This is a genomic window from Spirosoma sp. KCTC 42546 (assembly GCF_006965485.1).
In the GTDB taxonomy this organism is placed as follows: Bacteria; Bacteroidota; Bacteroidia; order Cytophagales; family Spirosomataceae; genus Spirosoma.
Genome location: NZ_CP041360.1, coordinates 1,586,272 through 1,601,638 on the forward strand (window position 1 = coordinate 1,586,272; position 15,367 = coordinate 1,601,638).

The window sequence follows — 15,367 nt, forward strand, 5'->3', positions numbered from 1 at the left end:
TACAGCCATACCGCCATTAATTTGCCCACTGCCGTAAAAAATCCTCATGTAGCCGCACAATCTGGGGGAGAAGCAACTGGCTCTCGTCGTTATCAAGAACGTAATCGGCCAGTTTGAGTCGCTCTTCGTCGCTTATCTGGCGGGCAATGATGTTCCGAATTTCGGCTTCGGAGCGGTGCGGGTCGCGTTTGCGAATGCGCTCGATGCGTACGTCTAATGGCGCGTTTACCACAATGACTTTATCCAGGGAGTTGTTGTCGCCAGCAGCTTTCATCAACGCAGCTTCCTTAATCACATAGGGTTTGCCCGTTTGTTGAGTAACCCAGGCTGTTGTATCGGTAAAGACGCGGGGATGGATAACCCCGTTGAGTGCGGTTAACAGTTCGGGGTTGGCAAATACCTGAGAGGCTACCCACGCCCGGTTGTAGTGCCCAAGTGCATCGTAAGCGTCTGGACCCAAAACTCGCCGTATGTCGGCTTTCAGAATGGGGTCATGTTCAGTAAGCCATTTAGCGCGCTCGTCGGCCTCATAGACTGGAGCACCTAAGGATTGGAATACCTGACAAACAATACTTTTGCCCGAGCCAATGCCGCCCGTTACGCCAATCTGGAGAGGAGGTTTCATGGACATATAGATAATGAACAATGAATAATGTAAAATGAACAACGCGTTGGATGCATTATCAATTAATCATTTTCCATTGTTCATTTTAAGGGAGATAGCAACTCACCGACTTCAAAACTAACCGCTACGCGGTCGGCGCTGGTGTGCAGGAGTGGATGACGCAGGTGATTGAGGGGGATTTCTTCATCGTAGTTATCGGCAATGCGTTTGCGCGGAATTTTTACGAGCAGGGTATCGGGTAAACCCCGTACTAATCTCTCTGGGCCATCAACCTGAATCGTATGAGGAGTCAGATTAATGACACTCGTCACGACAAAGCGGGGGGCCATGTTCATGTGCAGACTATCGGCTACCAATTGAATCGTTTTGGTCAATCGCCGTTCGAAATGAATGTCGAGTTTATCGGCTACCACATAGTTAACGTGCAGTTTTTTAATGTGTTCCGCCAGCGCTGCTGTTAATGATGAGGTATTGATGATCGATGCCTGAAGGGGATCATGAACTACATAGTTCACGGGATCGACACGGAAGGGCATCCAGGCATGGCGGAGCAACCCCCAGCCATCACTCGATACATTCACCCGAACCGTTGTAGGGAGCGGGGTGGTTGGGATAAACAACGAGTCATTGTATACAAAGCGTATTGGATACTCGACGTTCAGGGTGTAGCCCGGTTTGTTAAGCGCGCTCAAAAACCAGAACAGCGTGGCGGCTACCAGGCACAAGATGGCCTTCGTTGGCTGAAACGAGCGGACGTTTGGGGCGTGGGAGTTCACAAAGAAGAGTGCGAAGTAGGTGGAGTAAGTGAAGTAGGTAGAGCGAGCAGAGTGGAGTACCCCAACTTATTTCACCTACTTCACTCACTCCACTTAATATACTAATGAACAAACTTATTTCTTCTCGTCTTCGGCTGGCTTGACAGTTGCCTCGCGAGAAATGGACGTTTTCTCGAAGGTCATCTTAACGCCCCGATCTACTTCGAGTGTGATGGTGGTGCCTTCTACAGATGCAATTTTTCCATGCAGTCCCCCAATCGTAACGACGTTATCCCCTTTTTTGAGGTTTTCTATAAAACTCTTTTGATCCTTCTGCTTTTTCTGTTGCGGACGAATCATAAAGAAGTAGAAAATGCCAATGATGCCGACCCATAGCAGCACATTGTAAATCATGGATGTGTTGGAACCAGCTAGGCCCTGTAATAAAATCGAATACATAGTTCTTGGTGGTATTGTTAGTTTTTGGCAGAATCGGCTTTCGAATTCACCAATGCTTTGAAATGAAGATCGGTCATGGACGGTTCTGTGTTCGCAAAGATGGTAATGGTTTTGCTCTGTTCACCACTCTTGCCCCGACTATTAAAGCGAACCTTCACCGATGATTTCTCTCCTGGCGCTACGGGCTCGTGGGGCCACTCAGGCGTTGTGCAACCGCAGGAGGCCGTAATGTTATTGATGATCAGTGGGAATTCGCCTGTGTTTTTGAACGCAAAAACATGCTCGACTGTATCGCCTTCGGTAAGAGTACCAAAATCGTAAATGCCTTTTTCATCAAACGTGATTTTTGGCATTTTTCCAGAAGCTACCTCCTTCGACTCTTTTCCCTGTTGCCGGTTATCACAGCTAATCTGCCCAAAACCAATACCGGCCAGGGCTGTTATGAGTAGCCAATTTCTGAGATACATTTTAAACAAGTTTGTAGTTTGACGTTTGTAGTTTGATGTTTCAGTTAACTACAAACGTCAAACTACAAACTTTTAACAAAACGTATTAAGTATTCTGTTGCTTGATTTGAGCCATCAGCCGATCTACGTCTTCCAGCAGTCGTTCGGCTTTTTCACGGGCATCATTAACGACACGTTGCCCTTCATTCTTCGATGAGTTTTCGGGCTGATCGTTCGAATTCCCTAAGTCTTCGAGCAGCAGATTGATCTGCTCTCGGTATTTCGATAACCGGAAGGAAAGTCGATCACGGGTAATTTTGCCCTTATCGGGCGCATACAGCAATCCAAACAGGGAACCGGCGGCAATGCCAGTCAGCAAAAAGGTTAAATCACGGCCAATTCTGCTCATTGTTTTTAAAGTTTGTGGTTTGTGGTTTACGGTTTGTGGTTTATGGTAGCTCTACCTTGGCAATCTTTTGCGCCAGCTACTGTAAACCACAAACCGTAAACCACAAACCCTTTTATTTATTGTCCAACAACCCTCGTCCGCTTTTACGCAGACGGCCTGAGGCTTGTAACTTCTCAGACAGGTTGTCTAATATTCCATTGACAAACTTACCGCTTTTAGGCGTACTGTACGCCTTTGCGAGTTCGATATATTCATTAATCGTAACTTTAACCGGAATGTTTGGAAAACTGAGTAACTCACAAACCGCCAGTTTTAGAATGATTTTATCGAGCATGGCTACCCGCTCAACATCCCAGTTTTGAAGCTGGTCGGCTAATAGCTGCTCATAATCAGCATCGTTTTCCAGCGACTGATCAAACAACGTATTCAGGAATAATTCGTCTTCTTCCCAATCGTCGGTCAATGGCTCCAACTGTAAACCAGTTGGGCTTTGCGCCGACTTAATGGTTCGAATGGCTAACCCACGCACAACTTCGCTGTTTTCGGCCCAACTTAGGTCGATTTCGGCCAGATGATCGCGAATGGTTTCGTGTTTAAATATCAATGTCCGCAGCACGTATTGTGCCAATGCCTGATCTTCATCGGCCGTGTGGGTTCGTTGATCGCAATAGGCACGGTACGTCTCATCGGTTTTTAAGGCTTCTTTCAGCGCTTTTCGCACAAATCCGAGATCATCGGTCCAGGAAATGCCGTGCCGGAGGGCTTCATTTTTGAGCGGCTGATGCTGGGCGAGTGCCTGTACAACCGTGTTGTCGTTGAGCGTTGATTCGAACGGGAACGGAGTTTCGTCTACATCACGGTACTTACGTTCGCTGTCAATACTAGCCGCGTGACCCAGTTCAACAAGCAATAGCATGACCCGTAAATAATCATCGTAGATGCCATTTACCTGCTTCAATAGCATCTGTGCAAGGTGCTGATGGTCTTTTTTTGTCCGGATCTGGTAGAATACAAATCCGTCGTTAGCAGCTTTAAGGACCTTTTTAGGGGCGTCATCGTCCTGAGCAGCTTTATTGGATTTAATAGCCTCCTCAAAGAGCAGGCTGGCGAGTTTTCGGTAGCCTTCGAGTTGCCGCTTGTCTTGCGGCAGCATCGAGTTTAGGTCGGGTTGGAAGAGATCATTAATGCCATCGATGGCCATTTGCTGATTTGAAAATTCGGCCTGCTTCAGGGCGTACAACGCCTGCATGACCTTTATTCGGAGTAGTCGCCTGTTGAGCATCCGCCTAAGTCTAAAATCTACCGGTAAGAAAAGAACTGTTTGAAATCGGGTGCAAAAATACGATTTATCTTGCAAAAAGGCAAGGGAGATTGGCAGGGAGCACGGGGCAAGGAGTGGGCTTGAGAAAAATGAGTAAAGCTGCCAACCTGTAGTATCTCCCCTGCCCCGTACTCCCTGCTAATCTGCAACTTTTCCAAACCCCCAGCCGTTACGAACAAAACGCTGTTGGTTGTCCTGTGAAAGCACTTTCCTATCTTAATAAATACCTCCTTAAGTATAAATGGTACCTGATTCTGGGAACGGCTTTTACGGCCATTTCCAACCTCTTCGGTATTTTTCCTGCCCAGTTGGTGCGGTATGCCCTCGATCTGGTACGCGAAACGCTGGATGTCTATTATCTCTACGATAAGTCTCCATTGCAATCAGGTCTCTATGAGGTGTTTGCGTTTAGTATTCTGCTTTTTGGGGTACTGACGCTCGTACTGGCTTTGCTGAAAGGGTTCTTTCTGTTTCTGGTTCGGCAAACGCTCATCGTTATGTCCCGGCACGTAGAATACGACCTCAAAAACGAGATTTACAACCACTACCAAACCCTGCCGCTTAGCTTCTATCGTCAACACAACACCGGCGATTTGATGGCCCGTATTTCGGAAGATGTCAGTAAAGTCAGGATGTACGTTGGACCGAGTATCATGTATGGGCTGAACCTGATCGTGCTGTTTATTCTGGTCATTAGTTATATGGTCAGTATTAATGCCCGACTGTCGTTATATGTGTTATTGCCGCTGCCAATTCTATCGGTAGCCATCTACATCGTTAACAACATTATCATTCGTCGGTCGGAAGAAATTCAACGGTCGTTGTCGCGCTTATCGACTTATGTGCAGGAAGCTTTTTCGGGGATTCGCGTGCTGAAGGCTTTTGTGCAGGAGAACAATTCAGCGGCTAAGTTCGAGATCGAGAGTGATGAATACCGAAATAAATCGCTGAGTCTGACACGGGTTGATTCACTGTTTTTTCCTATTGTAGCTATCCTGGTTGGCCTGAGTAACGTGCTGGTTATTTTCGTGGGTGGGCAGGAAATCATAGCTGGACGACTGACGCCCGGCAATATTACCGAGTTCATTCTGTACGTAAACATGCTGACCTGGCCGGTTATGGCCCTGGGCTGGACCACGAGCCAAACACAACGGGCAGCTGCCTCGCAACAGCGGATCAACGAGTTCCTGAGCATAAAAACCGACATCGTCTCGCAGAAGAATATCATCCACACGATTCAGGGAGACATCGAATTCAGGAAGGTTCGATTTGTGTATCCTGATTCGGGCATTATCGCGATTAAGGAGTTCTCCATGCATGTTCGGTCGGGTGAAACGGTGGCTATTCTTGGAACAACTGGCTCTGGAAAAAGCACATTGGCCAATCTGCTGACGCGGATGTATGACGTCACCTTTGGCGAGATTCTGATCGATGGAATTCCAATCAAAGATTACAATCTGACTTCGTTGCGGGAGCAAATGGGATATGTGCCGCAGGATGTGTTCCTGTTCTCTGAAACCATCAGTAACAACGTTCGTTTCGGCAAACCCGATCTGCCGCAGGAACGCGTCGATCAGGCCATCCGTGATGCCGATTTGTATCAGAACGTACTGGACTTCCCGGAACAGTTCGAAACACGCGTGGGTGAGCGGGGAGTTACGTTATCGGGCGGACAGAAGCAACGGCTAAGTATCGCCCGCGCCATCGCCCGCGACCCTAAAATCCTGATTCTGGACGACTGCCTCTCGGCGGTGGACACCAATACTGAAAACATCATCCTGAACAACCTCCAGCGTATTATGGCCGACCGTACGTCGGTGGTGATTTCGCACCGTGTTTCCTCCGCAAAACTGGCCGACTTCATCATCATGCTCGACGAGGGCGAAATCATCGAGCAGGGCACGCACGATGAATTACTGGCCAAAAACGGTGCTTACCGCGAACTCTACGAGAAGCAGTTGCAGACGGAGGAGGTGTAAGGAAGGTTTACGGTTTATAAATATTGACGCAGAAAGCTATCAAACAACATAATCCGACGAAACCCATTCTGCCGGGCTGCTTTATAGATAGGTTGATCGCGGGTTAACAATACTGAATTGGTTTGTATCTCTAGGGCGAGATAGCTAATGTCTTTGGCGTCGATGTGTCCGATAAGTCGATCTGCTTCAGTTAGTGCACCTTGTGAAAGAAAGTAGTTTGGCAAGATGGTTAACTGTTGGAATATATCAAGCGTATACCCTCGCATTGCTGGCTCATCAAGCTTTGACTTTTGCTGGATGGTCTCTTTATACTTCTCTATTTCAACGAGGGCAAATTCGGGTACTAACAAATCAAGTGCTCCGAAAATAGTTTTATAAAATGCTTTGCCGCTAATCAAAGCACTCATTAGCACATTGGCATCAATGACGTAGCTCATGGATTGGGAGTACGCAAATACTTATGTTTTTCCTGTTCCCAGGCTTGCTCGCGGGCAGCTTTCCAGTCTGGGTCCTGCACGGGATCGTTTTCCGTTAGCTCTTTAAGAATCTCCAGAGCGGCTACCTTCATTTCCAGATGGGTTGCCGAATCACTCAATAAGTCCTTGACCCGCTCGTATCCCAGCGATTCAACGACACTGTCTTCTACCTCAATTGTTATTTGCATATTGCTTAAGGTTGCCCCATTATCTGACGGTTGAAATTGTGTTAATTTTACGAAAAAAGTAGCAAACTATATGAATCCCCGCGTCTGGTTCAAAAGCATTTCCCTGGAAAACGTCCGTTCGTTCGGTACGAAGCAGACAATTAATTTCACGGATAAAGATGGAAAAGCTGCCCGTTGGAATGTGATTTTGGGAGATAATGGAACGGGGAAGACGACGGTTTTGAAGGGGTTGCTTGTAATAGTGCAAAATCAACAGAGTATAACTGAAACGGGTATTGATTTTACCGAACTCTGGCGATTTGACAAAGAAAATATTGGAGCGGAGATAGTAGGCATTCTATCTAAAGCAGACGAAGATATACTAACCGGCTTTACATCTGAAAAGTGGTTTAAGGATGTAAAATATAATGCTGGCTGTGCTTTTCGACTAACTCGGGATTATGAAATAGATGTGAATATTTTTGCTTATAACGCTGCTCGTCGGATAAGTACATCTGCCATAACCGAAAAGAAAGCAAATCAAATATCAAGTTTTTATTCTGAAAATAATGATCTGATTAACGCCGAGGAATGGCTTGTTCAGGCAGACTATATATCTTTAAAAGAAGAAAAGTTCAGACGGCGATATCTAAGAGTGATGAGCATATTGAGGCAACTTTTTCGAGACGAAATATTTGGCATTGATATACAGACATACACTGGTATACCTAAAGTATTCTTCAAAACACACTACGGTGATGTGCGCCTACATGAATTAAGCCTTGGCTACAAAACCCTCATTGCATGGATGGTAGACTTTGCAAAAGGCCTATTTGATCGTTATCCCGACAGCGAAAATCCTCTAGCCGAACCTGCCGTTTGTTTGGTAGATGAAATTGATTTACATCTGCACCCAAAATTCCAGCGTACTATCATTCAGTTTTTGACCGATACGTTTCCCAATACTCAATTTATTGTCACAGCACATAGTCCATTGATTGTACAATCGGCGGAGGATGCGAATGTTATTTTGTTGAAACGGGAAGGGGATGAAACGCACGTTGCCGATAGCATTGATGTGCATAGCTGGCGTATCGATCAGATTTTGAGCAGTGATTTGTTTGGGGGAGTAAGTGCCCGTCCGCCTGCAACAGAGGATAAAATGCAACGTCGGCGTGCCTTATTGTTGAAAGATGGCCGTTCAAAAAAAGAAGATCAGGAGTTAGCCCAGTTAGAGGAAGAACTTGGCCAACTAACGTCATCAGAGTCATGGGAGGCTCTCAAAGCATTGGAATTGATTGGCAAAGCATTGAGCAAGTGACCTGTGATTAAGATTGACAAATCCACCGTAGCAATACCAGTCATTTTAGCGAGTAATGGAAGAGGGGAGAAGGCAGTAGAGAAGCTAAAATCAATATTCAATAGCGGAGACACTACGTTTGTCTTTGATAAAACTATTTACGGCCATAAATCCGTTAAAGAAATTTTACGGACAATTCAGCATAACAAATGCTGTTTTTGTGAGGCTAAAATAGACCATATTTCGCATGGTGATGTTGAACATTTTCGGCCCAAAGCGGGCTATCAGCAAGATGATAATCAACCTTTAGTTAAACCAGGCTATTACTGGTTGGCTTATGATTTCACTAACCTGTTCTTCTGTTGCCAAATCTGCAATCAGGTTTATAAAAAGAATTACTTTCCCTTAGCTGATGAGAGCAAGCGAGCCAACTCTCACAAAGACGATTACACAGTAGAAGAAAGCCTGATTCTCCATCCAGCAATTGATAGCATAGACGATCATTTAGTATTCGAAGCTGAGATTATCAAGCCTAAAAATGGTTCTCGGAAAGGTAAAGAGACGATTAAACGCACCGGCCTGAACCGGGAGTTTCTGTTAAAGGAGCGATTCGAGCATTTGAGAAAACTTCGTTTTTTAGAAGATGTCGTCCTAAGAAACGGTGATCAATCAAATGAGATACGGGAAGCCTTTAAAGAATGGGGAAAGCCAACCAGTTTGTTCTCCGCCATGGTGCGCGCCAACTTTCCTGACTTAGTTTAAACCAGCCCCAACGCCATTACCTGATTCCGGTGCCGGTCGATGTGGAAGCGCAGAAACTCGAAACGCTGCCGGATGTCTAACGGGCCAGAGATGGCGTGAGGATGAATAATTGTTTCTAAGTCTTCGTTGGCCAGCGCGACGCACAGATCACTTAAAGGTTGTTGCAAATTGGCAAATGCCGATAGCCAAAAGATAAATGGGCCACCCATGCACGGAGCCGCAATGGCAGGTACTTGCTCCTTGGGCCGCCAGGTTCGCTCAATAATGGTTTCGATAGGTAGCCCCCTATGAATCAGTTCTCCTTCCCAAACGGGATTACCCATTTGTTTAGCCAGTAACGCCCGCCAGATTCCCCAAATGCCGCCGTGCTCCGCCCAGTACAGATGTTCCGTATTTTCGACGGCGCTCCATACCTCAGGCGATGGTTTCCAGTGGGCCTGCGCTTCTGTGAGCTTTCCAACTTCAGTAAGGTAGCGAACACGGGCAGCGGCAACACCGGCCAGGAGCTGATCTAGTTGAGACATTATTAGGGGTAAATTAGGTGATTATTCCCTGAAATAGAGGCTACTGCGAAAGTAGCCCCAATCTACGCCTGAACGCAATGCCTATTGAGTGAACGGTACTAATTGGTTGTTATTCAACAATACATAGTACTTCGATCAGGAAATTTCCGGGCACGGGTACATAAAACGACATGGTTCCACGCCCGGCGTAATTTCGGGGCTCTTTACCAACGTCGATGCCATCGGCTTTCATCCGCTGATAAATTTCCATGACTTTTTCGGGCGTTTCCTGAACGAAGCCCACATGAAAATCGGCCGGGTACTGAGGTATTTCACCTTTCTTAAAATTGCTGATTGTTAGAATAAACCCATCGTCATCATGAAGAATGGCAATAAAATCGCCCTTTAATTCGAGGCAGCGGAAGCCAAAATACGTTTCAAAAAATGCTTTTGTTTGTACCACATCGGATACCGCTATGTTTACATGCTTGAGTGACATAGTAAGGATCGTATTTGTTTTAGATAAACTGTTCGTTGCAAATATAGTCCTGTTTGTTGACCATATAGTAATCAAGTATGACTATATTTGTTTGGCTTATTTCTAATCTCGTAAAAATCGTATCAGAAGGTAATGGGAGTGAAAAAGAAGAAGGCTATCCTGGCCGAGTTAACGACCTATTTGCAGAATAATGAGCGTAATTGGGTGCGTTTGATTGCGGTTACCAAACGGCTGACAGATGGCTGGATGCAGAATGCCATGAACGCATCGACGGATATGCCCTTCAAAACCTCGTTCATGAAATTCCTGACCAATATTAGTTTAAACGGGACTACCAATCAGGAATTGGCCAAACGGGCCATGCAGCCTAAACAGGCCATGAGCCGGACGGTGAAAGAAATGGAGGTGGAAGGACTGATTACGACCGAGAAAAGCAAACGTGACGGGCGTAGCGCTAAGATTTCCCTGACAGATGACGGTAAAAAACTCTTGCTGGTGGCTAAACGAGAACAGGAAAAACTTACAAACACGTATAAAGAATTAGTGGGCGAAGAAAACTTCGCCATTGCTGTAGAGGTGCTTTACCAGATCATTTCCTACCACGAATCGCTTAGCCAAGCGGAGGAAGATGAATACTGAAATTCAGGTAACCAGGCAAACGAAATATTATTTTACCACAGAGGCACAGAGAAGCTGTTTGAACTTTCATTTTCTAGCTAGAATTTGCATGATTTTTTGTCATCCCGACGTCAGGAGGGATCTCAAGCTAGCCTATTACAAAGCTTGAGATCCCTCCTGACGTCGGGATGACAAAAATCGATTCAGTTTTTACGAAATTTAGAAAGTTTAAACAGCTTCAGAGTTAAAAATCACCTATTTAAATCTCTCTATTCTCTGTGCCTCTGTGGTAAAATTTTCTCGAATTCTATCACTCAACCACCCACCAGCCGTAACTCTCTGGCCCTATTTCTACCGGTATTTCCACTTCATAATTCCGGTTCAGTTTGTACGATTTGGGTTTGCCTTCGCCTTTTCGAATCTGGGCTGTTTCGCGGAGGCCGGTGTAGTAAAGGGGCAACTTAATGGTACGGGTGATTTTCGTTTTCAACGGATTGAACAGCATCACTACACCTTTCTCTTTTAAGGCTGGGTTAACATGCATGATACCATCCCAATCACGGCCATCGGGACGGCGGAGGTGAATCAAATCAGAATTCAGGATGGGGCGATACTTTTTGTACCAACTGATTACCTGTTGAACCGTCTGTTTAGTAGCATCGGTATCATATAGGCGGGGGCCGCGATAACAGGCCTGAACGCCCGCGCCGTAATATTGCACCATCAGTTGCTCGTAATCGGTCAGGTGTTCGCTGAGGGGTTCCAGGACGGCTTCGGGGCCACCGCCCTGGTATTTGGTGAGTGGAACAAAGCCCCAACCCATAGCAGGCGTTTTCTCCCAGGTCCCATCAAAAATGTTCTGTCGATTCAGCAGTTTTTGCTGCTCGCGGGATAGCGAGAAATTAACTTCCCGATAGCCAAGTCCAATCTTGTTGGAGCCATCCATAAAGTACCAGTCGGGGGCGTTGATGTAGACGCCTTTTTCGTTTAGAGAGCGGTAAAATCCTTTCTGCATTTCCATCTGTACCCACTGCGAATCGTCGAGTCCTTTGTGGCCCGGATGCTTCGTGGAAGCGCACACATCGCCGGGGTAGGGGCCATCGTGTTCGAGTAGATCGAAGCCGGTTTCGGTGATGAATTTTTTCAGACTGTTCAGGTAGTTGATACCCCACTGACTGGCTAAACAGGGCGCGTTACCAAAAAACGCACCTTTATCGGGCAGGCCGGTTTTTGGGTCAATCACATCATTCTCGTCATCAATCCGCCGACTGCTGAATAACGAATAGCCGCCTAACAGAATGCCTTTACTGTGGGCGTAATCGGCCAAAGCTTTGAATTTCTGAATGTTTGCATCGCTGGCATCTTCCATATTCAGGCCGCTGCCAAAGCTGAGAATAACCAGTTCGTAACCCGTTTCTGCACATTGATCGATGCCCCGTTTAACCACCACCGGGTCGGTGCTGACGAGGTGCATAAAAATGGGATTCTGGGTTGTCCAGGGTGTTACGGTTCGGTAGAACTGCCGTCGGGCGAGGCCATTCCGTTCGCGGTCGTAAGAGTCCAGCAGTAGTTCGTACGAATGGATTGAGTTGTAGGTTTGGTCCGGTGCCAGATCAATACCGACGCCAACAGTTGGGTACACTTCCAGCAAACAGGGCGTTTCGTAATTGTAGTTTACCTGTGACGTATACAAGGAATCGGTTTTCCAGTGCGTGGCCTGATCGGATAAATCATAGCGCATCGCATTGTTGAACGCAAAGTTATTTTCGATGTAAATCCGCTGTGGTTTCTTCATCTGCTCGGGCTTACCCACTACGGCTGATTCTTCTTCGGGTGTTGCCAGTATCTCACTGATAACCTGATTAATGTGAAGCGATTTCTGGCTTTTATTCTGAATTGTTACCCACTTACTGAGCGTTGGAATACCATCGTAAAGCGCGTAATGAACAGCCACCTCAACGCCTTGTAGTTCGGGTGCATTGGCCGAAAAGAACAGCGTTACTTCCTGACCAGTCGGCTGCTTTTTATTCAGGGTCCAGGTACGTGATTTCCAGTTTATGTAGGGTTGTAAGGGCGAAACCGTGAACGTCTTAAACTGGAAATCGGCTGGATTGGCCGTAAAGTCAGCAAGCCACTCTTCGCGTAGATACGCATGTTCTTTCTGGCCGTACAACCCACCAACCCGATATGTTTTCCCATTCAACGTCACCATGGCTTCGGGCCGGACGGAGCGCACAAATTGCTCGCCCGTTACCAGATTCTGGTAATCGACAGTAGCCAGATTGGGACTAATCCGAAACCGGCGGGTCAGCAGCCCATTGGATAGCACAAGGTCTTTGCCGCTGTTGGTTCGATAGACGCCCGCTCTCTGTGTAACAGGTGTAAGAAGCCAATCCTGTTTAACGGGAGTCGGCTGATAAACAGGGAGGTTCTGAAGTTGTGCGAAGGCAGTTGTTGCCAGTAGCCAACAGGCGAGAAGCCGTGAAAGATCGTTCATTCTGTTTAGGTGAAAGGGGGTAAGGAGCCCTTAAACTAAGTAGGTAGCGAACAGAATGCAACAATCCACAACTCTGAAAGGTGAACTTAATGCTTTTGGCCTGGAGCTAGTTCGGCCCGAGCTAGGTTCTAATCGACTCATAAACAGCCAGATATTGTCTGGCGCTTTCCTCCCATTCGAAGCGAGCGGCATTTTTATAGATAGCTTCTTTGCGTATCGGCGACTCGAAGGCTTTCATGCCTTCTCGAAACACCTCCTGCATACTGTCGGGGTCGAAATTGGGAAAGTAAAAAGCGGCTTCACCGCCCACTTCCGGTAATGATGTACGCGTTGATAAGAATACCGGCTTGCCAAACTGCATAGCTTCTACTACCGGTAGCCCAAAACCTTCGGCCAGAGAAGGATGCAGCAAGGCCTTACAATTGCGCAGATACCAGATTTTATCGGCTTCGGAAACCGTACCCAGCAAGTGCAAGCGATTGTCGACCCCCAGGCTTTGCGCCTGATTACGCATCTGATGTACATAATACGGGTCGTCGTGACGTCCAATCAGAATCAGTTCAAGGTCGGGGTTGGCTTGCAGCAAAGGCAGTAAAACATGGAAATTCTTTTTCTGGTTGAGGTAACCAATGCCGAGCAGAAACTCTCGTTCCGGCTTGTAGAGCACTGGTTCTTCGGTTAGGTCAGGTAATTTACCAACGCCATTGTGAATGACGTATATAGGCTTATCCCCAACCGAGCAATGCGTCAGTACATCATTTTTGGTGAACTCAGAGATACACACAATCGCATCGCTCTGATCGATCAGGGATTGCGTGTGCGCCAGACTTTTCCGTTGAACAGCGTCCGGTTTGCCTTCGTGCAATACATTCAGATCGTGAACCGTAAGAACCACCTTCAGGTGGGGAAACCTCTTTTTGTCTGGTAAAATCCGCCCCGATTGAAAGGGAGCGTGCCAAATCCGGCAGTTGAGCAGGAACGGTTGAATGAGCCTGTGCCACTTCTGCTCGACAAGGTGATGCGGTTCAGCTGTAAGCGTGAGCTTCTTTCGGGGAGGAAGGTATAGCCTCATTAAGGGCTGATTGGTTTCAGCGAGTCGTTTATTGATATGCTCTCCCAGATTCTGGCAATAGTGATACAGGCCAGAATGAGGAAATTTCATCAGATCACAATCAAAAATGATACGGGACATAAGCCTGAATCGTGTATTCGGTAGGGCCGGATACTCGTTTTTTTACGTTTTATGCAACATTATCCCGATAGAGACGGTATGGTTTATACTAAACCCTTTGTTGCACTACCTACTACAATTTGTATAATTCTACTTACACGTACACTTAAATGCAGACGTAGTTTGCCAGAAGTGCCTGCGTGTATACTCGATTAACTGTTTTTGTAGGGAGTGAGTTTTTTGATTTTTCAATTAGCTAAACAACGTTAGGAGGACACTTTAGTATGATTCGTATCATCTTTGATTGCGAGAGAATGAAGTACGTGAACACCGGTTTGTACTATTATTGTCTCAATTTGGGAAGAACTCTTCGTCAGCGCACGAGTCCGGAGGAGTTGTCCGTATTTATTCCACAGCATGTTCGGGAGGCCTTCGATTCATCGACAACGTGTATCCCGCAGCATTCGCTTCAGAAATTTATGATGCCTTCGGTGAGTCAGTATCACATCTGGCATAGTACCTATCAAAGCTCCCAATATGTGCCCCGGCGGAACAAGAAAATTAAGGTATTGCTAACGATTCATGACCTTAATTTTTTGCATGAAGACAAACCTGACTACAAAAAGGAGCGTTGCCTCGACCATGTGCAGCGAAATATAGACCGGAGTGATGCTATTGTCTGTATTTCTGAGTTTACGAAAAACGATGTGCTGACGCACTGCAACACGGCCGGTAAACCTGTTCATGTGATTTATAATGGCACGAACCGCCTGCAACAACCCGTGCTAAAATCCAAGTCGTACCGTCCGCGAATTCCCTTTCTGTTTAACGTGGGGGTAATTACCCGCAAAAAAAATCAGCACCGGATTCTTCCTTTATTACAACAAAACCCATCGCTGGAACTCGTACTGGCTGGTCGCCACGAGGATAAAGAATATGCCCATTTTCTCCATGAACACGCAACCGACTTGAAGGTAGAGGATCGGATGCATTTAGTGAACGAAATCACGGAAGAGGAAAAATCCTGGTATTATCATAATTGTCAGGCTGTGGTGATGCCCTCGCTGGCTGAGGGCTTTGGTCTTCCGGTAACCGAAGCTATGTCAGTTGGGAAGCCGGTGTTTTTATCGAGGCACACTGCCCTGCCTGAAATAGGGAAGGATTTTGCGTTTTACTTCCATGATTTCGACAACATGCATGATGACTTCACCGCGGGCATGCAACACTACAAACGAGCAGGTAGTCAGATGCAGGAAGCCCTGAAAGCGTATAGTGCTACGTTCAATTGGGAAGATTCGGCCAGAAAATATATGGAGGTCTATCGGTCAATGGCCTAGCCTACGTTTCTCGTGATTCTATAGGCAACAATAGAATCACGAG

Annotated in this window: 17 protein-coding genes; 5 read left to right on the forward strand and 12 right to left on the reverse strand. The window is 46.5% G+C overall.

From position 1 onward, the window contains the following. Positions 1 to 16: 16 nt before the first annotated feature. The 6 genes from coaE to nusB form a co-directional block, all read right to left on the reverse strand. Positions 17 to 625 carry a dephospho-CoA kinase gene (coaE, locus tag EXU85_RS06410; protein ID WP_142771277.1) on the reverse strand — a complete coding sequence of 203 codons (609 nt, stop codon included), beginning with the start codon at positions 623 to 625 and terminating at the stop codon, positions 17 to 19. 80 nt (positions 626 to 705) lie between these two features. Next, a complete protein-coding gene (locus tag EXU85_RS06415; RefSeq protein WP_142771278.1) occupies positions 706 to 1,401 on the reverse strand; it encodes a hypothetical protein in 696 nt (231 codons plus the stop codon). 114 nt (positions 1,402 to 1,515) lie between these two features. Then, positions 1,516 to 1,839: a preprotein translocase subunit YajC gene (gene yajC, locus EXU85_RS06420; protein WP_142771279.1), complete on the reverse strand. Its 324-nt coding sequence runs from the start codon at positions 1,837 to 1,839 to the stop codon at positions 1,516 to 1,518. Positions 1,840 to 1,856: 17 nt separating this feature from the next. After that, complete coding sequence (locus tag EXU85_RS06425) at positions 1,857 to 2,306, reverse strand: DUF1573 domain-containing protein (protein WP_142771280.1); 450 nt, start codon at positions 2,304 to 2,306, stop codon at positions 1,857 to 1,859. An 85-nt stretch (positions 2,307 to 2,391) separates the two neighbouring features. Next, positions 2,392 to 2,694, reverse strand: a complete 303-nt coding sequence (locus EXU85_RS06430) for a YtxH domain-containing protein (RefSeq protein WP_142771281.1) — start codon at positions 2,692 to 2,694, stop codon at positions 2,392 to 2,394. A 112-nt stretch (positions 2,695 to 2,806) separates the two neighbouring features. Further along, complete coding sequence (gene nusB, locus EXU85_RS06435; protein WP_142771282.1) at positions 2,807 to 3,943, reverse strand: transcription antitermination factor NusB; 1,137 nt, start codon at positions 3,941 to 3,943, stop codon at positions 2,807 to 2,809. A gap of 269 nt (positions 3,944 to 4,212) precedes the next feature. On the opposite strand from nusB, the gene EXU85_RS06440 reads away from it, so the two are divergent. Further along, on the forward strand, positions 4,213 to 5,994 hold the full coding sequence (locus EXU85_RS06440) for an ABC transporter ATP-binding protein (protein ID WP_142771283.1): 1,782 nt from the start codon (positions 4,213 to 4,215) through the stop codon (positions 5,992 to 5,994). Between the two features lie 14 nt (positions 5,995 to 6,008). Here EXU85_RS06440 and EXU85_RS06445 read toward each other — a convergent pair whose 3' ends face one another. After that, complete coding sequence (locus EXU85_RS06445) at positions 6,009 to 6,431, reverse strand: PIN domain-containing protein (RefSeq protein ID WP_142771284.1); 423 nt, start codon at positions 6,429 to 6,431, stop codon at positions 6,009 to 6,011. Beyond that, positions 6,428 to 6,658 carry a hypothetical protein gene (locus tag EXU85_RS06450; protein WP_142771285.1) on the reverse strand — a complete coding sequence of 77 codons (231 nt, stop codon included), beginning with the start codon at positions 6,656 to 6,658 and terminating at the stop codon, positions 6,428 to 6,430. Before EXU85_RS06450 ends, EXU85_RS06445 begins: the two co-directional genes overlap by 4 nt. Before the next feature lie 70 nt (positions 6,659 to 6,728). Here EXU85_RS06450 and EXU85_RS06455 point away from each other — a divergent pair, with 70 nt between their 5' ends. Then, the gene (locus tag EXU85_RS06455; RefSeq protein ID WP_142771286.1) at positions 6,729 to 7,958 is read left to right on the forward strand and encodes an AAA family ATPase; all 1,230 of its coding nucleotides are present in this window, start codon (positions 6,729 to 6,731) and stop codon (positions 7,956 to 7,958) included. Between the two features lie 3 nt (positions 7,959 to 7,961). Beyond that, the gene (locus tag EXU85_RS06460; protein WP_142771287.1) at positions 7,962 to 8,699 is read left to right on the forward strand and encodes a hypothetical protein; all 738 of its coding nucleotides are present in this window, start codon (positions 7,962 to 7,964) and stop codon (positions 8,697 to 8,699) included. On the opposite strand, the gene EXU85_RS06465 is transcribed toward EXU85_RS06460, so the two are convergent. Both EXU85_RS06465 and EXU85_RS06470 read right to left on the reverse strand, forming a co-directional pair. Next, positions 8,696 to 9,223 (reverse strand): DinB family protein, encoded by a 528-nt coding sequence (locus EXU85_RS06465; RefSeq protein ID WP_142771288.1) that lies wholly within the window; start codon positions 9,221 to 9,223, stop codon positions 8,696 to 8,698. The genes EXU85_RS06460 and EXU85_RS06465 overlap by 4 nt on opposite strands. 109 nt (positions 9,224 to 9,332) lie before the next feature. Next, positions 9,333 to 9,701, reverse strand: a complete 369-nt coding sequence (locus EXU85_RS06470) for a VOC family protein (protein WP_142771289.1) — start codon at positions 9,699 to 9,701, stop codon at positions 9,333 to 9,335. Positions 9,702 to 9,839: 138 nt separating this feature from the next. Here EXU85_RS06470 and EXU85_RS06475 point away from each other — a divergent pair, with 138 nt between their 5' ends. Next, positions 9,840 to 10,340, forward strand: coding sequence for a MarR family winged helix-turn-helix transcriptional regulator (locus EXU85_RS06475; protein ID WP_168207747.1), 501 nt, complete (start codon positions 9,840 to 9,842; stop codon positions 10,338 to 10,340). A gap of 289 nt (positions 10,341 to 10,629) precedes the next feature. Here the strand turns inward: EXU85_RS06475 and EXU85_RS06480 are convergent, their stop codons facing one another. Next, positions 10,630 to 12,816: an alpha-galactosidase gene (locus EXU85_RS06480; protein WP_142771291.1), complete on the reverse strand. Its 2,187-nt coding sequence runs from the start codon at positions 12,814 to 12,816 to the stop codon at positions 10,630 to 10,632. 121 nt (positions 12,817 to 12,937) lie between these two features. After that, the gene (locus EXU85_RS06485) at positions 12,938 to 14,008 is read right to left on the reverse strand and encodes a glycosyltransferase family 1 protein (protein WP_142771292.1); all 1,071 of its coding nucleotides are present in this window, start codon (positions 14,006 to 14,008) and stop codon (positions 12,938 to 12,940) included. Positions 14,009 to 14,343: 335 nt separating this feature from the next. Here EXU85_RS06485 and EXU85_RS06490 point away from each other — a divergent pair, with 335 nt between their 5' ends. After that, complete coding sequence (locus EXU85_RS06490) at positions 14,344 to 15,324, forward strand: glycosyltransferase family 1 protein (protein WP_168207748.1); 981 nt, start codon at positions 14,344 to 14,346, stop codon at positions 15,322 to 15,324. Positions 15,325 to 15,367: the final 43 nt, after the last annotated feature.